The 21,385-nt window shown below is 72.6% G+C and carries 23 protein-coding genes; 9 read left to right on the top strand and 14 right to left on the bottom strand.

Features of this window, described 5'->3' with window-relative positions:
• Positions 1-30: 30 nt before the first annotated feature.
• Genes ACFV9H_RS09435 through ACFV9H_RS09425 form a run of 3 tightly spaced genes read right to left on the bottom strand, consistent with a single transcriptional unit; the run spans position 31 to position 1,513 of the window.
• Positions 31-984 (bottom strand): amidohydrolase family protein, encoded by a 954-nt coding sequence (locus ACFV9H_RS09435; protein ID WP_385395599.1) that lies wholly within the window; start codon positions 982-984, stop codon positions 31-33.
• A complete protein-coding gene (locus ACFV9H_RS09430) occupies positions 888-1,328 on the bottom strand; it encodes a hypothetical protein (protein WP_385395596.1) in 441 nt (146 codons plus the stop codon). Before ACFV9H_RS09430 ends, ACFV9H_RS09435 begins: the two co-directional genes overlap by 97 nt.
• Positions 1,329-1,345: 17 nt before the next feature.
• On the bottom strand, positions 1,346-1,513 hold the full coding sequence (locus ACFV9H_RS09425; protein ID WP_385395593.1) for a hypothetical protein: 168 nt from the start codon (positions 1,511-1,513) through the stop codon (positions 1,346-1,348).
• 87 nt (positions 1,514-1,600) lie between these two features.
• Here ACFV9H_RS09425 and ACFV9H_RS09420 point away from each other — a divergent pair, with 87 nt between their 5' ends.
• Together ACFV9H_RS09420 and ACFV9H_RS09415 are read left to right on the top strand one after the other, a co-directional pair.
• Positions 1,601-3,406 (top strand): prolyl oligopeptidase family serine peptidase, encoded by a 1,806-nt coding sequence (locus ACFV9H_RS09420; protein ID WP_385395590.1) that lies wholly within the window; start codon positions 1,601-1,603, stop codon positions 3,404-3,406.
• Positions 3,407-3,440: 34 nt separating this feature from the next.
• A complete protein-coding gene (locus tag ACFV9H_RS09415; RefSeq protein ID WP_385395588.1) occupies positions 3,441-4,235 on the top strand; it encodes an SURF1 family protein in 795 nt (264 codons plus the stop codon).
• Between the two features lie 145 nt (positions 4,236-4,380).
• Here ACFV9H_RS09415 and ACFV9H_RS09410 read toward each other — a convergent pair whose 3' ends face one another.
• The 7 genes from ACFV9H_RS09410 to ACFV9H_RS09380 all read right to left on the bottom strand — a co-directional run bounded on the left by ACFV9H_RS09410 (position 4,381) and on the right by ACFV9H_RS09380 (position 10,542).
• Complete coding sequence (locus ACFV9H_RS09410; protein ID WP_385395585.1) at positions 4,381-5,463, bottom strand: hypothetical protein; 1,083 nt, start codon at positions 5,461-5,463, stop codon at positions 4,381-4,383.
• Positions 5,460-6,173, bottom strand: coding sequence for a SigE family RNA polymerase sigma factor (locus ACFV9H_RS09405; protein WP_385395647.1), 714 nt, complete (start codon positions 6,171-6,173; stop codon positions 5,460-5,462). Before ACFV9H_RS09405 ends, ACFV9H_RS09410 begins: the two co-directional genes overlap by 4 nt.
• 254 nt (positions 6,174-6,427) lie before the next feature.
• Positions 6,428-7,501 carry an aspartate-semialdehyde dehydrogenase gene (locus ACFV9H_RS09400; protein ID WP_385395582.1) on the bottom strand — a complete coding sequence of 358 codons (1,074 nt, stop codon included), beginning with the start codon at positions 7,499-7,501 and terminating at the stop codon, positions 6,428-6,430.
• A complete protein-coding gene (locus tag ACFV9H_RS09395; protein ID WP_329383120.1) occupies positions 7,498-8,772 on the bottom strand; it encodes an aspartate kinase in 1,275 nt (424 codons plus the stop codon). Before ACFV9H_RS09395 ends, ACFV9H_RS09400 begins: the two co-directional genes overlap by 4 nt.
• A gap of 130 nt (positions 8,773-8,902) precedes the next feature.
• Positions 8,903-9,550, bottom strand: coding sequence for a DUF5063 domain-containing protein (locus ACFV9H_RS09390; RefSeq protein ID WP_385395579.1), 648 nt, complete (start codon positions 9,548-9,550; stop codon positions 8,903-8,905).
• Positions 9,543-10,142: a recombination mediator RecR gene (gene recR, locus ACFV9H_RS09385; RefSeq protein WP_365164973.1), complete on the bottom strand. Its 600-nt coding sequence runs from the start codon at positions 10,140-10,142 to the stop codon at positions 9,543-9,545. The genes ACFV9H_RS09390 and recR overlap by 8 nt, the downstream gene beginning before the upstream one ends.
• 55 nt (positions 10,143-10,197) lie before the next feature.
• Positions 10,198-10,542 (bottom strand): YbaB/EbfC family nucleoid-associated protein, encoded by a 345-nt coding sequence (locus ACFV9H_RS09380; protein WP_329383111.1) that lies wholly within the window; start codon positions 10,540-10,542, stop codon positions 10,198-10,200.
• A 254-nt stretch (positions 10,543-10,796) separates the two neighbouring features.
• Here ACFV9H_RS09380 and ACFV9H_RS09375 point away from each other — a divergent pair, with 254 nt between their 5' ends.
• Positions 10,797-11,543, top strand: coding sequence for an SLATT domain-containing protein (locus tag ACFV9H_RS09375; RefSeq protein WP_385395576.1), 747 nt, complete (start codon positions 10,797-10,799; stop codon positions 11,541-11,543).
• Between the two features lie 294 nt (positions 11,544-11,837).
• Here the strand turns inward: ACFV9H_RS09375 and ACFV9H_RS09370 are convergent, their stop codons facing one another.
• The 3 genes from ACFV9H_RS09370 to ACFV9H_RS09360 form a co-directional block, all read right to left on the bottom strand.
• The gene (locus ACFV9H_RS09370; RefSeq protein WP_329383106.1) at positions 11,838-12,488 is read right to left on the bottom strand and encodes a hypothetical protein; all 651 of its coding nucleotides are present in this window, start codon (positions 12,486-12,488) and stop codon (positions 11,838-11,840) included.
• Between the two features lie 147 nt (positions 12,489-12,635).
• Positions 12,636-13,301 (bottom strand): GntR family transcriptional regulator, encoded by a 666-nt coding sequence (locus ACFV9H_RS09365; protein ID WP_385395573.1) that lies wholly within the window; start codon positions 13,299-13,301, stop codon positions 12,636-12,638.
• A 108-nt stretch (positions 13,302-13,409) separates the two neighbouring features.
• On the bottom strand, positions 13,410-14,771 hold the full coding sequence (locus ACFV9H_RS09360; protein ID WP_385395570.1) for an aspartate aminotransferase family protein: 1,362 nt from the start codon (positions 14,769-14,771) through the stop codon (positions 13,410-13,412).
• Between the two features lie 272 nt (positions 14,772-15,043).
• Between ACFV9H_RS09360 and ACFV9H_RS09355 the strand changes: the two genes are divergently transcribed.
• The 4 genes from ACFV9H_RS09355 (at position 15,044) to ACFV9H_RS09340 (ending at position 18,248) form a co-directional block, all read left to right on the top strand.
• Complete coding sequence (locus tag ACFV9H_RS09355) at positions 15,044-15,688, top strand: DJ-1/PfpI family protein (RefSeq protein ID WP_385395644.1); 645 nt, start codon at positions 15,044-15,046, stop codon at positions 15,686-15,688.
• The gene (locus ACFV9H_RS09350; protein WP_385395567.1) at positions 15,681-16,187 is read left to right on the top strand and encodes a MarR family winged helix-turn-helix transcriptional regulator; all 507 of its coding nucleotides are present in this window, start codon (positions 15,681-15,683) and stop codon (positions 16,185-16,187) included. Before ACFV9H_RS09355 ends, ACFV9H_RS09350 begins: the two co-directional genes overlap by 8 nt.
• A gap of 508 nt (positions 16,188-16,695) precedes the next feature.
• Entirely contained in the window at positions 16,696-17,775 is a 1,080-nt protein-coding gene (locus tag ACFV9H_RS09345) for a hypothetical protein (protein ID WP_385395564.1), read from the top strand.
• Between the two features lie 83 nt (positions 17,776-17,858).
• Positions 17,859-18,248, top strand: a complete 390-nt coding sequence (locus tag ACFV9H_RS09340) for a nuclear transport factor 2 family protein (RefSeq protein WP_385395561.1) — start codon at positions 17,859-17,861, stop codon at positions 18,246-18,248.
• Between the two features lie 82 nt (positions 18,249-18,330).
• Here ACFV9H_RS09340 and ACFV9H_RS09335 read toward each other — a convergent pair whose 3' ends face one another.
• Positions 18,331-18,816, bottom strand: coding sequence for an HIT family protein (locus tag ACFV9H_RS09335; RefSeq protein WP_385395558.1), 486 nt, complete (start codon positions 18,814-18,816; stop codon positions 18,331-18,333).
• Positions 18,817-19,234: 418 nt separating this feature from the next.
• Between ACFV9H_RS09335 and ACFV9H_RS09330 the strand changes: the two genes are divergently transcribed.
• Both ACFV9H_RS09330 and ACFV9H_RS09325 read left to right on the top strand, forming a co-directional pair.
• Complete coding sequence (locus tag ACFV9H_RS09330; protein ID WP_385395556.1) at positions 19,235-20,146, top strand: alpha/beta hydrolase; 912 nt, start codon at positions 19,235-19,237, stop codon at positions 20,144-20,146.
• Entirely contained in the window at positions 20,139-21,380 is a 1,242-nt protein-coding gene (locus ACFV9H_RS09325) for an acyltransferase (RefSeq protein WP_385395553.1), read from the top strand. Before ACFV9H_RS09330 ends, ACFV9H_RS09325 begins: the two co-directional genes overlap by 8 nt.
• Positions 21,381-21,385: the final 5 nt, after the last annotated feature.

The raw sequence follows: 21,385 nt of genomic DNA, 5'->3' as shown, positions 1-21,385 counted from the left end.
GCCGCGCCGCCCGCGACGTCGGCGGCGATCTCACGGGCGGCGGCTGAAGTCGACCTCCGACGGAGGCTCCCCCGGCCAGTTCAGCCGGGTGGGCGCAGGCGGGGTCTCGGCGAGGACGGTGCCCCGCGAGACCACGTAGCGGGGGCGGACCTGGCGGCGTACCGCTTCCTCCGGCGAGGGGGCCGGGAGCAGGACGAAGGAGGCGGGCGCGCCGGCCGTGATGCCGTACTCCGCCTCGGACAGGCCGAGGACGCGGGCCGCACGGTCCGTCACCATCGAGAAGGCCAGCGGGATCTCGTCGGCGCCGGTGAGCTGGGCGGCGTACAGGCCGACGAGGGCGGTCTGGAGCGGGCTCGCGGTACCGAGCGCGTTCCAGGGGTCCATGACGTCGTCGTGCCCGAAGGCCACGTTGACCCCGGCCGCCAGCATCTCCTTGACCTGGGTGAGGCCGCGCCGCCTGGGGTAGGTGTCGAAGCGGCCCTGGAGGTTGAGGTTGGCGAAGGGGTTGGCGACCAGGTTGATCCCGGAACGGGCCAGCAGGCGCCGGAGTTTGAAGCTGTACGCGCCGTTGTAGGAGCCCATGGCGGTGGTGTGGGAGGCCGTGGCGCGTTCGCGCAGGCCGGAGCGCAGGGCGAGGGTGGCCAGCACCTCCACGAACCGGGACTGCTCGTCGTCGATCTCGTCGCAGTGCGCGTCCACCCGCAGGCCCCGCTCCTCGGCCAGCGCGAAGGCCGTCGTCAGCGAGGCCACCCCGTCCTCGCGGGTGTCCTCGAAGTGCGGGATCGCGCCGACCACGTCCGCGCCGCGGGCGACCGCCTCGCGCAGCAGCGCCTCGCCGTCCGGGAAGGAGACGATGCCCTCCTGCGGGAACGCCACGATCTGCAGGGTCATGAAGTCCCGTACCCGGTCGCGCACTTCGAGGAGCGCGTCGAGCGCCGTGAGGGAGGGGTCGGTGATGTCGCAGTGGGTGCGTACGTGCAGCACGCCCTGCGCCGCCTGCCAGCGCAGACCTCGGTGGCCCGCGCGATCACGTCCTCGCGGGTCAGGGTTCGTTTGCGCTCGCTCCAGCAGGCGATGCCCTCCCACAGGGTGCCGGAGGCGTTGGGGCGCGGTTCGCCCGCGGTCAGGGCGGTGTCGAGGTGGATGTGCGGCTCGACGAAGGGGGCGGTGAGCAGGCACCCGTGGGCCTCGACGAGGGTGCCCGTGGCGGGCGGTTCCTTCTGGTCGTCGTACGGGACCACCCGCGCGATGCGGCCGTCCTCCCCGACCTCCACGTCGGACAGGCCATCTGTGTGGAGCAGCCGGGCACCCCGGACGATCATCCGCATGGCGCCAGACTACGTTTTCAGCCCCGCTTGGCCTGGGCCTTCTGCTGCATGCCGCGCGTCTTCGCGGAGAGCGACTGCACGTCCCTGACCGCGGCCTTGGCACGGGCCTCCGCGGCAGTGTTCTTCGCGATCGCGCGCTCGGAGTCCTGGTGGCTGTGGTGGCCGGTGCGAGCCTTCTTCGCCATGATCGTTCCTCCTCCGGTTACGGGTTCCACTGTGCGCCCGAACGGAGCAGTCGGCATCCCGGGGGCCGGGGCGGCCACAATGGGCGCATGACCAGCGACAGCGAGATCACCCCCGAGATGCCCGACTGGGAGAAGCGCTTCCGGGCCCCGCGCGTCGGCCTGCCCGACTGGGCGGAGGACGCCCCGGCCCGGTCGCTCTTCGTCTCCAACGCGACCGGAACCTTCGAGCTCTACGCCTGGGACCGCGCCACCGGCGCACAGCGGCAGGCCACCGACCGCCCCAACGGCACCACCGACGGCACCCTCTCCCCCGACGGCGAGTGGATCTGGTGGTTCTCCGACACCGACGGCGACGAGTTCGGCACCTGGGTCCGCCAGCCCTTCACGGGTGGCCCCGACGAGCCCGCCACCCCCGGCCTGGAACCCTCCTACCCCGCCGGCCTGGCCATCGGCCGTGATGGGACGGCGGTCGTCGGGCGCTCCACCGACGAGGACGGCTCCACCATCCACGTGGTCCGTCCCGACGGCGCCGCGCCCTCCGTGATCTACCGGCACCGGGAGTCCGCGGGCGTCGGCGACCTCTCGTACGACGGGACGCTGGTCGCCGTCGAGCACACCGAGCACGGGGACGCGATGCACTCCGCGCTGCGCGTGCTCACCCTCGACGGGAACACCGTCGCCGAGCTGGACGACTCCCGGGGCGGGACCGAGGAGCTCGGCCTGGAGGTGCTCGGCTTCGCGCCGGTCGCGGGCGACACCCGGCTGCTCGTCGGCCATCAGCGGCGCGGCCGCTGGGAGCCGATGATCTGGGACGTGGCCACCGGCGCCGAGGAGGAGCTGGCGATCGACCTGCCTGGCGACGTCGGCGCCGAGTGGTACCCGGACGGTTCCGCGCTGCTGGTCGAGCACGGCTTCGAGGCGCGCAGCGAGCTGTGGCGCTACGACCTGGCCGCGCGGGACCTCGTACGCGTGGACACGCCTCCGGGGACGGTCTCGGGGGCGACGGCGCGGCCCGACGGGACGGTGGAGTACCTGTGGTCCTCGGCCGCCGAGCCCTCGTCGGTACGGTCCACCGCGGGCGGGGTCGTGCTGGACCCGCCCGGTTTCCGGCCGCCCGGCTCGCTGCCGGTCGAGGACGTGTGGGTGGACGGCCCGGGCGGGCGGATCCACGCGCTCGTGCAGCGGCCGGTCGGCCGCGGCGCCGGCCCCTTCCCGACGATCTTCGAGATCCACGGCGGGCCCACCTGGCACGACAGCGACGCCTTCGCGGCGACCCCGGCGGCCTGGCTGGACCACGGCTTCGCGGTGGTCCGCGTCAACTACCGGGGCTCGACGGGCTACGGCCGGGAGTGGACCGACGCCCTCAAGCACCGGATCGGCCTGATCGAGCTGGAGGACATCGCGGCGGTCCGCGAGTGGGCCGTGGGCTCCGGCCTCGCCGACCCGGCACGCCTCGTGCTGTCGGGCGGCTCCTGGGGCGGGTACCTGACGCTGCTGGGGCTGGGCACGCAGCCGGACGCCTGGGCCGTGGGCCTGGCCGCGGTGCCGGTCGCCGACTACGTGACGGCGTACCACGACGAGATGGAGGCGCTGAAGGCGCTGGACCGCACCCTCTTCGGGGGCACGCCGGAGGAGGTCCCGGACCGCTTCGAGGCCTCCTCGCCGCTGACGTACGTGGACGCGGTGAAGGCCCCCGTGCACATCGCGGCGGGCGTCAACGACCCGCGCTGCCCGATCCGGCAGATCGACAACTACGTCGACCGGCTGGTGGCGCGCGGGGCGGTGCACGAGGTGTACCGGTACGACGCCGGGCACGGCTCGCTGGTCGTGGAGGAGCGGATCAAGCAGGTCCGGATGGACCTGGAGTTCGCGCTGAAGCACCTGCCCCGCTAGGGGCCCGCCGGTGCGCCCCCCGTACGGTGGTGGGGTGCACCGGTTTCTCCTGACCCCGCGCTGGTGGGGGATCAACGTCTTCGTCGCGCTCGCCGTCCCCTTCTGCCTGTTCATGGGGTCCTGGCAGCTCGGCCGCTTCGAGGACCGCGTCGACAGCCACCGGGAGGCGAGCGCCGAGCGGCCCGCCGACCAGGTGGCCGCGCCGCTGGACTCGCTGCTCCCGGTGTCCACGAAGACCTCCGGACGGATGGCCTCCGCCGCCGGGGAGTACGGGGAGCAACTGCTGGTCCCCGAGCGGCGGCTCGACGGCCGGTCCGGCTTCTACGTGCTGACCCTGTTGAAGACCGACTCCGGCAAGGCCGTCCCGGTGGTCCGGGGCTGGCTGCCGGGGGCGGCGGACCCGATGAAGGCGCCGGCCGCGCCGACGGGCCGGGTCGAGGTCACCGGGGCCCTGCAGGCCTCGGAGAGTTCGAGCAGCAAGGGCGTCCACTCGGCGGGTGGGTTGCCGGCCGGGCAGCTGGGCGTGATCGGTGCGGCCTCGCTGGTCAACATCGTCCCGTACGACCTGTACGACGCGTGGCTGACGGTGCAGACGCCGGCGGACGGCATGGTGCCGGTGCCGGTGCAGGCGCCGGTCAACACGGGGCTGGACCTGAAGGCCTTCCAGAACCTCGGGTACACGGGCGAGTGGTTCGTCTTCGTCGCCTTCGTGCTGTTCATGTGGTTCCGGCTGTACCGGCGCGAGGTGGAGACGCTGCGGGATGCGGAGGCGGGCCTTTTGCCCGTGGCCTCGCCGGCCGACGCAGCAGTGGCGGCCGAGCGGGCCTGAGTCTGCCGGGCCGTAACGGATCCGTCTGCGGCGCCGCTGCCGGGGCTCCGCCCCAGGCCCCGCGCCTCAAACGCCGGCGGGGCTGGATCGTGCCCCTGCCGGGGCTGGACTGCAGGGAGCCGCACCGCCGAGCGCCCTGCGGGGGTTACGGCTTCGGGGACTCCACCGGGATGGGGCCCGTGCGGTAGACCGTGCCGCCGCAGGCCTGGGGGATCGTCGTCTGGGTCGTCGGGGAGCCCATCGGCGGGGTGTGGGAGACCGAGACCCCGGCCGGGGCGGCCGGGGGTGTGGCCTCCGTCCGCGTGTCGCCGGCCGAACCCGTGCCGTCCGGCGCCGTGACCGTGTCGGCCGGGGGCTTCGCACCGCCACCCGAGGTGGCCTCCGTACAGGGCTCGCCCGACGGCACCCACGCGAAGCGGACCTCGTACGCCGTGTTCGGCGACAGCATCAGCACCGGCGCCTGGGCGGGCGGGTCCGGCAGCAGTCCGCTCGCCGGGTCCCCGGCCGTGTGGCCGACCACCGGGACCGCCGAGCCCTGGCCCGTCGCGGAGCCGGCCGCCGTCACGGTGTCCGGGCCGGTGACGGCGCAGCCCTGCGCGGACACGTTGGTGACCTTGAAGCTGCCGTACACCTTGCCGTCGGCCTCCGGGGCACGGGCCGAGCCCACCACCCCCAGCTGCGCGGCCCCGCATCCCGGCACGCCCGGCGCGGCCACCGGCGGCAGCGGGCCCGGGCCCACGACCGCGCCGGCCGCGCCCGCGGATCCGGCCGAGGTGGCGCCGCCCGTCGGGCCCGCCGTGGCCCCGCCCGAGGCGGTACCTGCGGTCGAGTCCGGCTGCCCGGTGATGCCGCCCGCGACCGGGCCGCTCCCGGCGGAGCGGCTGGACCTCGGGGTGGCTCCGGAGCCGTTCTGGTGCGGATCGGAGGGGTTGGCGCCCGGCTTGTCACCGGAGGCGGCGCCGTGCCCGGCCATCGTCGAGTGGTCGGTGGGGGTGCCCTCGCCGGCCGTCAGGTGCAGGGCCGCGGGGATCGCGGTCCCGGCGAGCAGCGCGACCGCCGCCGCGCCGATGATGGCCTGACGCCGCAGGACCCGGCGCGCGGGGACCGCGTACCGCAGTCGCTCCAGCGCGCCCTCCGAGGGCTCCAGGCCCTCGACGGCCCCGTGCAGCAGGCCCCGCAGGGCCTGTTCCTCGATCGCGCCACCCGGCACGGTGTGGTCGTCCATCATGACTGCGCAGCCTCCATCGCCACCCGCAGCGCGGCAATGCCCCGCGATCCGTACGCCTTCACCGAGCCGAGGGATATCCCCAGCGTCTCGGCGACCTGGGCTTCCGTCATGTCCGCGAAGTAGCGCAGCACCAGCACCTCGCGCTGGCGGCGCTGAAGTCCGCGCATCGCCTTGATCAGGTCGTCCCGTTCCAGCTGGTCGTACGCGCCCTCTTCGGCGCTCGCCATGTCCGGCATCGGCTTCGAGAGGAGCTTGAGGCCGAGGATGCGCCGGCGCAGGGCGGACCGCGAGAGGTTCACGACGGTCTGGCGCAGGTACGCCAGGGTCTTGTCCCGGTCGCGCACCCGGCTCCGGGCCGAGTGCACGCGGATGAACGCCTCCTGGACCACGTCCTCGCACGAGGCGGTGTCGTCGAGGAGCAGCGCGGCGAGGCCGAGCAGCGAGCGGTAGTGCGCCTGGTAGGTCTCGGTGAGGTGGTCGACGGTGGTGCCGGCCACCACCTCGGCCGTCGTACCGCTCTCGCCCGTAACGCTCTCGTTCGTGAGGCTTTCGCTCTTGCCGCTGTCGACGCCGCCCGTGTCAGCGCTTTCGCGCGGCGCGGGCACGCGGCCGCTCCGGGTCGGTACGGCGGCCCGTACGGGCACCTCGGAGGGCCCGGCCGGCGGGACGGGAACGATCACGGAGACCCCACCGAGGGGCCTGACGGGCATGCCGGGCGTGCGGGGGCCCCGGTGCGACGGGATGATCCCGGTGCGCGCCGGTCGGACAGCCAGTTCGAGGAGTGCCTCTGCCACGCCTGTAGGACACGTGTCCCCCCGTCAGGGTTGTACGCGCGAGGCTGCCGGCCCGGCGAAATCCCTATTGCCCTCATGCGTTACCGCTCTTCCCGATTGCCCCGTCTTATCGAGACGGCAGTCGGGCCATCACCTTGATCAAGGGATCAGCACCGATCCTACAAAGCGAATTACGCAAATTCACCTGCGATCAGTTCCGCGATCTGAGTGGCATTCAGGGCGGCGCCCTTGCGCAGGTTGTCCGCGCACACGAAGAACTCCAGCGAGTGCCGGTCGTCGAGCGAGGCCCGCACCCGCCCCACCCAGGCAGGATCGGTCCCGGCGGCGTCCACCGGGGTCGGGAACTCCCCCGCCTCCGGATCGTCGACGAGCACCACGCCGGGCGCGGTCTCCAGGATCTCCCGGGCGTGCGCGGCGTCCACCGCGTTCTCGAACCGGGCCCGTACCGTCAGCGAATTCCCGGTCAGCACCGGCACCTGTACGCAGGTCACCGCCACCGGGAGCTGCTCCAGCTGCAGGATCCGGCGGGTCTGCGCCCGTACGGCCAGCTCGTGCGAGGACCAGCCGCCCTCGCGCAGCTCACCGGACCACGGCACGACGTTGAGGGCCAGCGGCGCGGCGAAGGGGCCGGTGTCCTCGCCCACGGCACGGCGTACGTCCCCGGGCTGCTCGCCCAGGGAGGTGCCCGCGACCATCGACAGCTGGCGGCGCAGCGTCTCGGCGCCGGCCCGGCCGGCGGCGCTCGCGGCCTGGTACGTGGAGACGGCCAGCTCGGTGAGGCAGTACTCGGCGTGCAGCGCGCCGAGGGAGGCGATCATCGCGGCGGTCACGGTGTCCGGGGTGGCGACGATCCCGCGCGGCCGCATCCGTACGGCGTGGGCGTTGATCTCGGGCACCACCAGCGGCACCTCGGGATCCTCCCGGAAGGCGTCGGACTGGTCCACGACGACGGTGCCGCGCGCGGCGACCACGGGGGCCCAGCGGGCCGAGACCTCGGGCGGGGTCAGGAAGAGCGCGACGTCGCCCTCGCCGAAGCCGTCGAAGGCGTCCTCGGTGAGGGCGAACACCTCGCTCTCCTCCGCGCGGACGGCCAGCATGCGGCCGGCCGAACGCGCGGAGGCGATCAGTCGGATCTCGCCCCAGACGTCCGCCCGCTCGGACAGCATCCGGAGCAGGACGGTGCCGACCGCTCCGGTCGCCCCGACCACGGCGAGCGCCGGGGCGGAGGACCGGGCGCCGGTCATCGTCCGGTGCCTCCGTAGACGACTGCTTCGTCGCTGTCGGAGTCGAGGCCGAAGGCCGTGTGCACGGCGCGGACGGCCTCGTTGACGTCGTCCTGGCGGGTCACGACCGAAATGCGGATCTCGGAGGTCGAGATCAGCTCGATGTTGACGCCCGCGTCGGACAGCGCCTGGAAGAAGGAGGCGGTGACGCCCGGGTTCGTCTTCATGCCCGCGCCGACCAGGGAGATCTTGCCGATCTGGTCGTCGTAGCGCAGGGAGTCGAAGCCGATCTGCCCCTTGGCCTTCTCCAGGGCGTCGATGGCCTTGTGGCCCTCGGCCTTGGGGAGCGTGAAGGAGATGTCCGTGAGGCCCGTCGAGGCCGCGGACACGTTCTGCACGATCATGTCGATGTTGATCTCGGCGTCCGCGATGGCGCGGAAGATCGCCGCGGCCTCGCCCGGCTTGTCCGGGACGCCGACGACCGTGATCTTGGCTTCGGAGACGTCGTGAGCGACTCCGGAGATGATGGCGTGCTCCACCTGCTCGTCCCCTTGCGGCTGTTCGTTGCTGACCCAGGTTCCGCGCAGTCCGGAGAAGGACGAGCGGACGTGGATCGGGATGTTGTAGCGGCGTGCGTACTCGACACAGCGGTGGAGCAGCACCTTGGAACCGGAGGCGGCGAGCTCCAGCATGTCCTCGGAGGAGATCCAGTCGATCTTCTTGGCCTTCTTCACGACGCGGGGGTCCGCGGTGAAGACGCCGTCGACGTCGGTGTAGATCTCGCAGACCTCGGCGTCCAGCGCCGCGGCGAGCGCCACGGCGGTGGTGTCCGAGCCGCCGCGGCCCAGGGTGGTGATGTCCTTGGAGTCCGCGGACACGCCCTGGAAACCGGCGACGATGGCGATGTTGCCCTCGTCCAGCGCGGTGCGGATACGGCCCGGCGTGACATCGATGATGCGCGCTTTGTTGTGGACCGAGTCGGTGATGACGCCTGCCTGGCTACCGGTGAACGACTGGGCCTCGTGGCCCAGGTTTTTGATCGCCATGGCCAGCAGGGCCATGGAGATCCGCTCTCCGGCGGTCAGCAGCATGTCGAATTCGCGCCCGGCCGGCATCGGGGATACCTGCTCGGCGAGATCGATCAGCTCGTCCGTCGTGTCGCCCATCGCGGACACCACGACGACCACTTGGTGGCCGTTCTTCTTGGCATCCACGATCCGCTTGGCGACGCGCTTGATGCCTTCGGCATCGGCTACGGAGGAGCCTCCGTACTTCTGCACGACAAGGCCCACGTGCGCTCCTCGCTCAGTCCGTCTCATTGCTGGTGCAGTCTAACGAGCGACCGCGATCCGACCGCCTCGTACCACATCATGAGACGAGCAGACCAAAGGATGGGTTCCGCGGGATGCGGCCCGCCCTCTCCTACTTGCGGCCGAGACCCCCGAGCTCCTCCGCCATGACCTGCCCGGCCTGCTCGGCGAGGTCGTCCTCCGTCAGGTCCTCGTCCGTGTCCAGGCCGTCCAGGGCGGCGAGGGGCTGGTTCAGGCGGACGTGCGCGATCAGCGACTGGAGGGCGCGCAGGGTCGCCGAGGCCGTCGGGCCCCAGTTGGTGAAGTACGAGAACTGCCACCACCACAGCGCCTCGGTGACCCGGCCCTCCTGGAGGTGGATGAGTCCGTGCCGCAGGTCGGCGACCACGTCGGCCAGGTCGTCGGAGATCCGGTGGGCCACCGGAGTCTTGCGCGGCTCGTACGGGTCGAAGACCTCGGAGTAGACGTCGACCGGCTCCAGCATGATCGCGAACCGCTCGCGCAGGTCGTCCACGTCCGGCTCCGGGCCCAGGTCGGGCTCGTAGCGCTCCTCGGGCAGGACGTCCTGGTACGCGCCGAGCCGGCCGCCCGCGAGCAGCAACTGCGAGACCTCCAGCAGGAGGAACGGCACCGCGCTGTCCGGGTCCTCGCCCTTGGCGACCTCGGTGACCGCGACGATGAACGACTCGATCTGGTCCGCGATCGAGGCGGCGAAGTCGTCCGGATCCTGGCCGATGGCGTGCAGCGTTGCGTCAGACATCGAGAAGTCGCCTTCCTTCAAAGGCCCGCCCGAGCGTGACCTCGTCCGCGTACTCCAGATCTCCCCCGACGGGGAGCCCGCTGGCCAGGCGGGTGACCTTCAGGCCCATGGGCTTGATCATGCGGGCGAGGTAGGTGGCGGTCGCCTCGCCTTCCAGGTTCGGGTCGGTGGCCAGGATCAGCTCGGTCACCTCGCCGTCCGCCAAGCGCGCCAGCAGCTCGCGGATGCGCAGGTCGTCGGGGCCGACGCCCTCGATCGGGCTGATCGCGCCACCGAGGACGTGGTACTTGCCCCGGAACTCGCGGGTCCGCTCGATCGCGACGACGTCCTTCGGCTCCTCGACGACACAGATGACCGTGGTGTCGCGGCGTGGATCGCGGCAGATGCCGCACCGCTCCTCCTGCGCCACGTTCCCGCACACCGCGCAGAACCGGACCTTCTCCTTGACCTCCAGCAGCGCGTGCGCGAGGCGGCGGACGTCGGTGGGCTCGGCCTGCAGGATGTGGAAGGCGATCCGCTGCGCGCTCTTGGGCCCGACGCCGGGCAGCCTGCCCAGTTCGTCGATCAGGTCCTGGACCACGCCTTCGTACAACGGACTGCCTTCTTTCTCTTATGTCTCTGATGTCTCTGCGGGTCGGGCTTCGGTGCTAGAACGGGAGGCCGGGGATGCCGCTGCCGCCGCCCAGTCCCTGGGCGAGGGGGCCCAGCTTCTGCTGCTGGAGCGCCTGCGCATTCTCGTTGGCGGCCTGGACCGCCGCCACCACCAGGTCGGCGAGCGTCTCGGTGTCCTCGGGGTCCACGGCCTTCGGGTCGATCACCAGGGCGCGCAGCTCACCGGAGCCGGTCACGGTCGCCTTGACGAGACCGCCGCCGGCCTGCCCCTCGACTTCGGCCTGCGCGAGCTCCTCCTGCGCCGCGGCGAGGTCCTGCTGCATCTTCTGGGCCTGCTGGAGCAGCTGCTGCATGTTGGGCTGGCCACTACCGGGAATCACAGGTGACTCACTCCATACCGTCGGGACGCTTGGTCAATCCGAGCCTACGTGCTCCCCGGGCGCCGCGCCCTACGCCGTGAGGACCAACTCTTTCGAGTGAGAGATGGGCGCACGCGTACCTGATGAAGACCTCCTTGCGGGCGGAAATCCCGGGATTCGGCGCCCATCGCACGTCATTCGAAGGTAGGAAGAGCATGCGCACCATTGCGCACACGCGCACCACCACACGTCAGCGCAGGCAGAGGGAGTGCCGGGTGAGCCAGCCGGAGATGCAGCCCGAGGGGCCACCCCGGGATCCCCGGGAGGAGGGCGGCGGACCGATGGCCGCGGGCGATCTCACCGGTCGGCCGTTCCCCCTGGGGGATTGGGGCGAGCCCGCCGAGCGGCTGGACGAGCTCTACCGGCGGGTCGAGGCCGACGCGCTGCGCACCGCCGAGTGGTACCTGTCCGACCGGGCGTGGAAGCGCCGGGGCGCGCGCGTCATGCGCGTCGGGGCGGCCGCCGGCGCGATCACGGGCGCCGCGATGCCGCTGCTGGAGCTGACGGGCTCGGCGCCGGGCGCTTCCTCGTACGGCTTCCTGGCGCTGCTGCTGGGCGCGGCCTGCCTGGCCTGCGACCGGTTCTTCGGCCTGACCTCGGGGTGGATGCGGGACGTGGCCACCGCCCAGGCCGTGCAGCGCCGACTCCAGACCCTCCAGTTCGACTGGGCCTCGGAGAACGTGCGCGAGGTGCTCGGCCCGACGGAGGGCACGGCGAGCGAGGCAGCGGAGCGCTGCCTCACCGTGCTGCGGCGGTTCTCGGAGGACGTGACGGAGCTGGTGCGCTCGGAGACCGCGGAGTGGATGGTCGAGTTCAGCTCGGGTCCCGCGCCGCTGGTGATGCAGTCGCTGGGCGCGGGCGGGGGCCGCTCGGACGCGTACGTCCCGCCGGCCCGCTTCCCCCTCCCCCCGGGCACCCGCCCGAACATGCCCCGGCAACGCCCTCCGGAACAGCCCCGCTGACCGGCTGCCCGCCACGCCGCGCCATCTCCAGCCCCGCCGCAGCACCCAGCCTCGCCGGCGCTTGGGGATGGGGGGCCGGGGCAGAGCCCCGACCGGTCAGGCCGTCCGGCGCTTGAGGCGCGGGGCCGGGGGCAGAGCCCCGACCTTTCAGCCCGTCCGGCGCTTGAGGACCGGGGCCGGGCGGAGCCCGGGGAACGGTGGAAGGGCGGGTAGGGGACCGGTTCCGCGCAGCGGTACCCGCACCCGCCCGGGCCGCCCCCGCGTCACACCTCGAACGGCCTCGGCTGGACAGTGTCAGCTGAAGATGATCATCGAGCCCTGCCCGAGGCTGCGGGTGGCGGCCGCGTGCAACCCCAGCCACACGTGCCGCTCCCGCGCGAAGGGACTGTCGTCGTACGGAATCGGCCCCGCCGGCTCCTCCAACGACGTCGGCCTCCCCGGCGGCGCCGGAGCCGCCGGCGGATTTCCCGGGTCTATCCCGATGGCCGGCGCCACGAAGAGCAGCTCCCGCAGCAGCCCCTGCGCGGACCCCAGCGGCCCGCCCCCGGCCAGCAGCTCCTCGTTCGCCAGCGGTGCCGCGAAGTCCACGGGGACGTACGCCCCCGCGTGGTCGTAGTGCCACACCAGGTGCGACTGCTGCGCCGTGGGTTCGAACATCTCCAGCAGCTGCTCGTAGTCCCCGCCCAGCTCGTCCACCGGGGTCACCGGCAGCCCGCAGAGCTGGAGCAGGTACGCCCGCCTCAGGAAATGCAGGGCGTCGTAGTCGAAGCCCGCGACCGGGGCCACGTCCCCGCTCAGGCCCGGCATGTACGCGAACACGGGCACGGACGGCAGCCCGGCCTCGCCCAGCGCCTTGTCGTACGAGGCGATCTCTTCCGCGAAGGGGTTGTCGGGGCTGTGGCACAGCACGTCGACAAGGGGGACCAGCCACAGGTCACAGGCCACGCGGGCTCCGATCAGTCGTTGCCGCCGATCGGGCCAGAGTAATGCGCCGAACACCCTCCGCGAAGGGGTGCGCAAAACCTCGGCTGCCGCGATCGGGTCCGGGCGCGCAAGAGACGGCCAAGACACACCTGGACGGCCAAGAACCACCTAGAGGCCGGCGGCCCAGTCCAGGCCGTGCTGGTTGTACGCGCGCACGATGCGGCGTACCGCCTCCGCGTCCGCCAACGTCACCGCGTCCACCAGGTCGGCGTGCCCGTCCCAGAGCGCCTCCCGCAGTTTCGGATCGCGCTGCAGGTGGGGCACGGCGAAGACCCAGCACTGCACCCGGATGCGGTGCAGGAAGTCCGAGATGTAGGTGTTGCCGACCAGCGCGCTCAGCTCCCGCCAGAAGCGCAGGTCGTAGCCGATCAGCACTTCGAGTGAACCGCTGCGCGCCGCCTTCTGCGCCTCCTCGGCCCGGCGGCGCACCGACACCAGCATCTCGCCGCAGCCGGGGCCGGCGCCGCGCTCGGCGAGCCGGCGGAAGATCCCGTCCACCACCAGCGAGCGGGCCTCGATCATTCCCCGGAAATCGTCCACGGAGAAGATCCGCACGCGAAAACCGCGGTGCTGGACCAGTTCGAGCAGCCCCTGCGCCGAGAGGTCCACCAGCGCCTCGCGGACCGGGGTCGCGGAGACCTCGTACTGCTCGGCTATCTGCTTGACGGTGAACTCGGTCCCGGGCGGCAGGCGTCCCGCGAGCACCTCGTCACGCAGCGCGTCCGCGATCTGCTGGCGAAGTGTGTTGCGGGTGACAGCTCCGCTGCCTGGCATAAGGGTCCGTCTCCTGTAGTAGAACTCCGGACACCTTAGGCCAGACAACGCGGCCGAAACCGATCGGTGCGCGATCGATATGCGGATCCACCGCGCACCGGCCGCCCGCTAGGCGGACGCGGTGTGCCGGTCGGCGACCGTCAGCGCCTCGTCCAGGAGGGCCAGACCCTCCTTCGCCTCCGCCTCCGAGATGGTGCACGGCGGCACGACGTGGGTGCGGTTCATGTTGACGAACGGCCACAGACCGGAGGCCTTGCAGGCCGCGGCGAATTCGGCCATCGGAGCGTTGTCCGCCCCGGCGGCGTTGTACGGGACGAGCGGCTCGCGCGTCTCCTTGTCCCGTACGAGCTCCAGCGCCCAGAAGGTGCCGAGGCCCCGGACCTCGCCGACCGACGGGTGCCGCTCGGCGATCTCGGCGAGCGCCGGGCCGATCACGTTCTCGCCGAGGTGGGCGGCGTGCTCGACCACGCCCTCCTCCTCCATCGCGTTGATCGTGGCGACGGCGGCGGCACAGGCCAGGGGATGGCCGGAGTACGTCAGTCCGCCCGGGTAGGGGCGGGTGGCGAAGGTCTCGGCGATCGCGGCGGAGATGGCGACGCCGCCGAGCGGCACGTACCCGCTGTTCACGCCCTTGGCGAAGGTGATCAGGTCGGGGGTGACGCCCCAGTGGTCGGCGGCGAACCACTTGCCGGTGCGGCCGAAGCCCGACATGACCTCGTCCAGGATGAAGACGATGCCGTGGCGGTCGCAGAGCTCGCGCACGCCCGCGAGGTAGCCGGGCGGCGGGGTCATGATGCCCGCGGTGCCGGGCACGCTCTCCAGGATGATCGCCGCGATGGTCCCCGGACCCTCGAAGGCGATGGTGTCCGCGAGGTGGGCGAGGGCGCGGGCGCACTCCTCGGCCTCGGTGGTGGCGTGGAAGGCCGAGCGGTAGAGGTACGGGCCCCAGAAGTGCACGACGCCGGCGGCGGCCGTGTCGGAGGGCCAGCGGCGCGGGTCGCCGGTGAGGTTGATCGCGGCGGCGGTGGCGCCGTGGTACGAGCGGTAGGTGGACAGCACCTTCTGCCGGCCGGTGTGCAGCCGGGCCATGCGGACGGCGTTCTCTACGGCCTCGGCGCCGCCGTTGGTGAAGAAGATCTTGTCCAGGTCGCCGGGGGTCCGCTCGGCGATGAGGCGTGCGGCCTCGGAGCGGACGTCGACGGCGAAGCCGGGCGCGAGGGTGCAGAGCCGGGCGGCCTGCTCCTGGACCGCGGCGACGACCTTGGGGTGCTGGTGGCCGATGTTGGTGTTGACCAGCTGGGAGGAGAAGTCGAGGAAGCGCTTGCCGTCGTAGTCCCAGAAGTACGACCCCTCGGCCCCGGCGACGGCGAGCGGATCGATCAGGGCCTGGGCGGACCAGGAGTGGAAGACGTGCTTCCGGTCAGCGTCCTTGACTTCGGCAAGGGTGTGCGAGGCGACATGAGGGGTCATGTCGTCACGCTAGAAGTGCGCAGGTGGGGACCGATATCGGCGGACTGTATGGGGGTGGGGGGCCGATCTCGGCAGTCTGTCTGCGCCCACGGAGCCGCCGCCGATTCCATGACTCCACCACGCGCGAACATTGACAGCATCCTGTCGATTAGACAGAGTGCTGTCATACGGAGATCGCCCTCACCTCACAGGAGGCGAAGACCATGAACGAGACCACGAACGAAAACACGGACACGACGGCGACCGAGACGGCAACCGAGGCTGCAACCGGGATGGCGCACCGCACCGGGAGCGAAAGCCCGCGGAAGCCCGTCCACCTCGCGGTCTACGACACGTACGCGGACTGGGAGACCGGCCACACCACGGCCCACCTGACCCAGCGCGGCCACCGGATCCGCACCGTCGGCCCGGCCGCCGAGCAGCCGGTGACCACCATGGGCGGCGTACGCGTCCTTCCCGACATGGCGCTGGCCGACCTCCGGCCGGAGGACTCCTCGCTCCTGATCCTCACCGGTGCCTCGCTGTGGGACACGAGCGACGAGCTGGCGCCGTTCGCGGCGAAGGCGGCGGAGTTCCTGGCGGCCGGGGTCCCGGTCGCGGCGATCTGCGGGGCCACCGCCGGGCTCGCCCGGGCGGGCGTGCTGGACGGCCGGGCCCACACGAGCGCGGCCTCCTTCTACCTGGCCCCGCAGCCTGGGTACGGGGGCGCCGAGCACTACGTCGAGGCCGACGCGGTCACGGACGGGGACCTGATCACGGCGGGCCCGACGGAACCGGTGGCCTTCGCCCGGGAGGTGTTCGCCCGCCTGGACGTGTACAAGCCGGATGTCTTGGACGCCTGGTACAGGCTGTTCCACGACTCGGACGAGAGCGCGTACCCGGTGCTCATGGCGGCGGCGGAGTCGGGCGATGCCTGAGCACTCCCCCGAGCCTCCCGATCCGACGCGGGCCCGCCAGGCTCTGCTGAGCCGCACGGCGCTGGGCGTGTTCCGGCTGAACGGCCAGTTCCTCTCCCTCTCGGAGGAACTGGCCCGCCCGGCCGGGCTGACCGCCGCTTGGTGGCAGGTGCTGGGCGCGGTCGTACACGAACCCCTGCCGGTGGCGGGCATCGCCCGCGAGATGGGCATCACCCGGCAGAGCGTCCAGCGCATCGCGGACCTGCTGGCGGCGAAGGGCCTGGCGGAGTACGTCCCGAACCCGGCCCACCGTCGGGCGAAGCTGCTCCGCCCGACGGAAGCGGGCCGCGCGGCGATCGCCCGCATCAACCCGGGCCACGCCTCCCTGGCCACCCGCCTGGCGGCGGAGCTGGGCGAGACCGCCTTCGCGGAAACGGCCCGCGTCCTGGAACGCCTCACGGCAGCCCTGGACACCCTGAACCACGAACCACCCGAAGAACCCACCCCCACAACCACCTGACCCCCACCCGAACCGCCCCCACGGCTCACCACAGCCCGCCGGACACCGAAGACGCACCCCCTCCCCCCTGGCACTCACGGCGCACCCCCAACTCCCCGCCCCTGGGGCACACCCCTCTTCCCCGCCGGCACTTGCGGCGCACCCGCGTCAGCCCCGCGGGCGTTTGAGGCGCGCCCCTTTCAGCCCTGCCGGCGTTTGAGACGCGCCCCTCAGCCCCACCGGCTTTTGAGACGCGCCCCCCTCAGCCCCGCCGGCGTTTGAGGCGCGGGGTCTGGGGCGGAGCCCCAGCAGTGGCGCCCGGCGCCACCATCCCCCCTGGCCGCACCGGCCCGCCCGGCCAGCACCCTGCGCACCCCTCTCAGCCCCGCCGGCGCTTGAGGCGCGAGGTCCGGGGCGGCGCCCCGGCAACGGCGCCCGGCGCCACCATCCGACCCACCCCGCACGCAACCTCCCGCGGCCCCCTCTCGTCCTCTGCTGCGGAGCCGTCAGGGGGAGGGACCACCCGGCCATGAAACAGCTGCACCCGTGCGACCCGCACAGCATCGGCCCGTACCGCCTGCTGTCCCGACTCGGCACCGGCACGGACACCGCCACCGGCACCGGCCAGTCCTACCTCGCCCGGTCCGACCACACGCACGCACGCCCCCGCACCGTCGCCCTCACTCGCATCCCCCACGACCTCGCCACCCGCGAGGAGTTCCGCACCCGCTTCCGCGAGGACATCGCCGCCGCCCGGAGCCTCGGCGGCGAGCACACGGCTCCCGTCCTCGACGCGGACACCGAGTCCGAGACCCTCTGGTTCGCCACCGAGTACATCGTCGGCCCGAGCCTGCACCAGGTAGTGGCCGGCGGCTTCGGCCCGCTGCCGGACCGTTCCCTACGGGTCCTGGCCCACGGCCTGGCGCACGCCCTCCAGGACATCCACCGCGCAGGCCTCGTCCACCACGCCCTGGAGCCCTCGAACGTCCTGCTCACCCTCGACGGGCCGCGCCTCGTCGGATACCCCCTCGGATGCGAATCCGATCCCCCGGAACCCGCCCGCGACGCCTTCGCCCTCGGCACCGTCCTCGCCTACGCGGCCACCGGCCGACTCCCCTCCACCAAACCGGAACCGGAGTCGCACCTGAACGACCTACCCCCCGAACTGCGCGACCTCGTACGGGACTGCCTCCACGGCGATCCCGCCACACGGCCCGCGCTCGCCGAGATACCGCCCCGGGTCAGCGCCTCACAGGACCCGCGCGACCCACGCGACCCGGCAGAACCCTGGCTCCCCGACCCACTGGTGGCCCGGATCGGCCGGCAAGCCGTACGGCTCCTCGACCGCGAGGACGCCGGCCCGGACCGCCCCGCTCCCCCCACCCGCACCCCGACGCCGCCCGCTTGCCCCACGTACCCCACGTACCCCACGTACCCCGCGTACCCATCAGCGGAAGCGGAACCTCCGTCCCGCCCCCGCACCGCCTCCACCGCCCTCCTCCTCGCGGTGGCCGCGGTCGTCGCCGTCCTCTCCACCGGCAGCGTGTACGCGGTGATGAGCGGCGACGAGGACCCCCGCCCGCCCACCGCGCCCACGGCCGGTCCGTGACTCCTTCAACGGATTGTGTAGAAGTCAATAAGCCTGCAAGCAAAGCTTGTTACGTACGACGCGACTGTCGGACACTGCGGCCCATGGAGCCGTTGAACGTGGTGGCACAACTGTGGGAGCGGATCGAGGCACGCGACTGGAGCGGCGTGGCCGAACTCATCGCCGAGGACGCCGTCATCGAATGGCCGGTGAGCGGTGAACGCATCGTGGGACGCGCCAATTTCATCGCGGTCAACAGCGACGAGGGCTACACGGACGAGAGATCCGTCGAGGTGCTGCGCATACTCGCGGACGGGAACCTCGTCGTCACCGAGGTGGAGATACCTCAGGACCACGTCGTCTACCGCGCGGTGTCGCTCTGGACGGTGCGGGACGGGGAGATCGTGCGGGCGCGGGAGTACTGGACCAGCCCCGGCCAGGACCCCGCCCCCCGCTGGCGCACGGGCTACGTGGAACCGCTGGTCGCCGACTGATCCGCGTGCTGCCGGCGGCCGGGCCGCGCTCGGGTCCGGCCGCCGGCAGCATGCGGCCGGACCCGGGCGGACCCGGGCGGACCTAAGCGGCCCCTCCGAGCGCGTCCAGTTCCTCCCCGATCGCGGTCCGCAGGCCGTCGTGGCGTGCGGCCAGGGCGTGCCGCTCGCCCCGCCAGTAGTCCTCTTCCTCGTACAACCAGACGGGCAGCCGCACTTGGTCCGCGGGCTCCCACTCGTAGCGGGGCCAGATGTGGGCGTGGAGGTACGGGTCGGTGTTGCCCAGGATCTCGATGTTCACGCGGCGGAACGCCGGGTCGAGGCGCCGGCAGGCCCTCTCGACGGCCTCGGCCAGCCGCTCCATGTCGCCGAGGTACGCCATCCTGCGCGCCCGGGGCAGGTCGGAGAGGCGGGTCACGGCGGGGTCGTCGGTCAGCAGCACCGAGTAGCCCGGCAGGAACTGCCGGTCCCCGATGGCGGCGAATCCTGAGGGGAGGCGGCGCATGACGGTGGGGTTCTCCCCGCGATGCGCGCTGCCGATGCGGTCCTGGCGCCAGTCGGTGTCGATCATCCCTGGACCCTAACCTGCGGCCTCCGCCGGGCTCTTCGAGCTCTCAGGTAGCCCTCGTCATACCTGAGAGCTACGCGCGAACACCGCTCCGCAGCGTGACGCCGATGACGGACCCCGATTCCTAACTTCGGATCAAGAGAGGAGCGCCGAGGGCTCTTCCGGACCGAAGGAAGAGCAGATGGCGACGCGGACGGCGGGGACGGCGGAGGCCGGGGGTTCGGCGAGCACTGCGGGTACTGCGGGTACTGCGGGTACTGCGGGTACTGCGGGTACTGCTGGTTCGGCCGGTTCGGCGGGGCAGAGCGGGTCGCAGGCGGTCGCGGCCGCTGGCGCCATCCGTCCCGCTCGGACCAGCCGCAGCGACCGTCGGCGTCGCACCCTGCTGGCCGCCCTGGTCGCCGCGGCCGTCATATTCCCCGTGTCCGCCGCCGCCTCCGCCGACGTTCCCGCTCCCCCGCCCGCGGCGATTGCCGAGGACGCGGTACCGCGCAGCCGGTACGCGGCCAACCAGGTCGGCCTCGCCGAGGCGGCCCGGATGGCCGACGAGGCCGGCCGGACCGGGCGGGCCGCCAAGCTCCGGGCCATGGAGGCGGCCGGCGCGGCCCAGTTCCTGGCCTTCGACGGCCGCGGCAGGGGGCGAGCCGTCGAGGTCTTCGGAGACCTGGAGACCGCCGACCGGGTCGCCGTCCTGGTGCCCGGCTCCGATACGACACTCGACACCTACCAAAGGTTCCGTGCCGGGGCTGTCGCCCTTCAGCAGCGCCTCCAGGCCGAGCATCCGCGCTCGGCCGTGGTCGCCTGGCTCGGGTACGACACCCCCGGCACGGTCAGCACGACCGTTCTGACCGCGGAGCGCGCGGACCTGGCCGCCGAGGAACTGGCCCCGTTCCTGGATCGGTTGAGCCGCATGGCCGGGCCCGGCTCGCAGCTCTCGCTGCTCTGCCATTCGTACGGTTCCGTGGTCTGCGCCCGTACGCCGACCGGGCCCGCGGTCACCGACATCGCGCTGTTCGGCAGCCCGGGCACGGGGGCCGACTCCGCCGGGGAGCTGCCGACGGAGGCCCGCGTATGGGCCGGCCGCGGTGACGGGGACTGGATCGCCGACGTCCCGCACGTCCGGTTCGGCGCGATCGGCTTCGGTGCCGATCCCGTCGACCCCGCCTTCGGGGCCAGGCCCTTCGTCACCGGTCCCGGCGGGCACAGCGACTACCTCAAGCCCGGCACCGAGTCCCTCGACAGCCTGGCCGGGATCGTCCTGGGCGCCGCCGACACAGCCACCACCACCCCGACCACCCCGACCACCACCGCCTCGGAGGCCGCTCATGCCTGAGTTCCGCAACCGCTGGGCCGTCCTGGCCGCCGGGATCGACGCCTCCACCCCCGCCGACCGGGACCGGAGTGTGGACGCGCTGCGGGCCTTCGCGATCCTCGGCGTGGTCCTCGGGCACTGGCTCGTCACGGCCCTGACCACCGCCGACGGCGGTCTGAGCACCACGAGTCCGCTGGCGCACATGCCCTGGCTGGCCCCGGTGTCCTGGGTGTTCCAGACGCTGGCCGTCTTCTTCCTGGTCGGTGGTCATGTCGCCGCCAAGGGGTACGCGTCGGCGCGGGCGCGCGGGGATTCGTACCGCGGGTGGGTGGGGCAGCGGCTGGGCAGGCTGTTCCGCCCGGTCGCGGCCGTGCTCGTCCTGTGGGCCGTGGTGGCGGCCGGGATGCTGATCGGCGGGGTCGAGCCGGCCACCGTACAGACGCTGTTCAAGCTGGTGTTGTCGCCGCTGTGGTTCCTGCTGGTGTTCGCGGTGCTCACCGCGGCGACGCCGCTGGTGGCGCGGCTCAGCCCGCTGTGGCCGCCAGCCGTGGTGGCCGGGGTCGACGTGTGGCGGTTCGGGTTCGGCGGGCCCGAGTGGGTCGGCTGGGTCAATGTCGGCGCCGGCTGGCTCGTCCCGTACACGCTGGGCGCCGCCTGGGCCTCCGGTTCGTTCGCCGGTCGCCGTTCACCCGCCCTGCTCCTCGGCGCGGGCGCCGTGGCCACGGCCGCTCTGGTCCTTTGGGGCGGGTACCCGGCGTCGATGGTTGGTGTCCCCGGGGCCTCGATATCGAATCTGAACCCGCCGACGCTCGCGGCGGTCGCCTTCGGCCTGGCCCAGTGCGGGCTGGCGCTGCTGCTGCGCGAGCCGCTGGCGCGGGCCATGCGGCGGCCGGCGACCTGGGCGAAGGTGGCCCTGGTGAACCTCTCCGCCATGACGATCTTCCTGTGGCACCAGACCGCCATGATGGCCGTCACCGCCCTCGGGCTGCTCGTCTCGACCGACCTGCCCGGGCTGCACACCGTGCCCGGCTCCCCGGGCTGGATAGCCGCCCGGCTGCTGTGGCTGCCGGTGTTCGCCGCCGCGCTGACACTCTGCTGGGCCGCGTTCCGCTCGTACGAACAGAGCCCGAGTCCCAAGCCGGCCCGGAGCACCGAGCCTGCCCGGACCTCCGGATCCGGGCGGCATGCCGATGCCAGGCGTGCGCACCGTGCCCTGCGTACTCAAGCTCCCGGCAAGGAAATCGCTCATGTCTAGGCTGG

It is taken from the genome of Streptomyces sp. NPDC059874, assembly GCF_042731135.1.
Lineage (GTDB): Bacteria > Actinomycetota > Actinomycetes > Streptomycetales > Streptomycetaceae > Streptomyces.
This window is presented reverse-complemented; position numbering and strand designations above follow the sequence as displayed.

Excerpts from the sequence above, each read along its gene's own strand:
- ACFV9H_RS09355 (WP_385395644.1), top strand. The coding sequence starts at position 15,044 with ATGGCGCACCGCACCGGGAGCGAAAGCCCGCGGAAGCCCGTCCACCTC.
- ACFV9H_RS09410 (WP_385395585.1), bottom strand. The coding sequence starts at position 5,463 with ATGATGGACGACCACACCGTGCCGGGTGGCGCGATCGAGGAACAGGCC.
- ACFV9H_RS09400 (WP_385395582.1), bottom strand. The coding sequence starts at position 7,501 with ATGACCGGCGCCCGGTCCTCCGCCCCGGCGCTCGCCGTGGTCGGGGCG.
- ACFV9H_RS09425 (WP_385395593.1), bottom strand. The coding sequence starts at position 1,513 with ATGGCGAAGAAGGCTCGCACCGGCCACCACAGCCACCAGGACTCCGAG.
- ACFV9H_RS09325 (WP_385395553.1), top strand. The coding sequence starts at position 20,139 with ATGCCTGAGTTCCGCAACCGCTGGGCCGTCCTGGCCGCCGGGATCGAC.
- ACFV9H_RS09335 (WP_385395558.1), bottom strand. The coding sequence starts at position 18,816 with ATGATCGACACCGACTGGCGCCAGGACCGCATCGGCAGCGCGCATCGC.
- ACFV9H_RS09360 (WP_385395570.1), bottom strand. The coding sequence starts at position 14,771 with ATGACCCCTCATGTCGCCTCGCACACCCTTGCCGAAGTCAAGGACGCT.
- ACFV9H_RS09430 (WP_385395596.1), bottom strand. The coding sequence starts at position 1,328 with ATGCGGATGATCGTCCGGGGTGCCCGGCTGCTCCACACAGATGGCCTG.
- ACFV9H_RS09340 (WP_385395561.1), top strand. The coding sequence starts at position 17,859 with ATGGAGCCGTTGAACGTGGTGGCACAACTGTGGGAGCGGATCGAGGCA.
- ACFV9H_RS09420 (WP_385395590.1), top strand. The coding sequence starts at position 1,601 with ATGACCAGCGACAGCGAGATCACCCCCGAGATGCCCGACTGGGAGAAG.
- ACFV9H_RS09350 (WP_385395567.1), top strand. The coding sequence starts at position 15,681 with ATGCCTGAGCACTCCCCCGAGCCTCCCGATCCGACGCGGGCCCGCCAG.
- ACFV9H_RS09405 (WP_385395647.1), bottom strand. The coding sequence starts at position 6,173 with ATGCCCGTCAGGCCCCTCGGTGGGGTCTCCGTGATCGTTCCCGTCCCG.
- ACFV9H_RS09365 (WP_385395573.1), bottom strand. The coding sequence starts at position 13,301 with ATGCCAGGCAGCGGAGCTGTCACCCGCAACACACTTCGCCAGCAGATC.
- ACFV9H_RS09390 (WP_385395579.1), bottom strand. The coding sequence starts at position 9,550 with ATGTCTGACGCAACGCTGCACGCCATCGGCCAGGATCCGGACGACTTC.
- ACFV9H_RS09345 (WP_385395564.1), top strand. The coding sequence starts at position 16,696 with ATGAAACAGCTGCACCCGTGCGACCCGCACAGCATCGGCCCGTACCGC.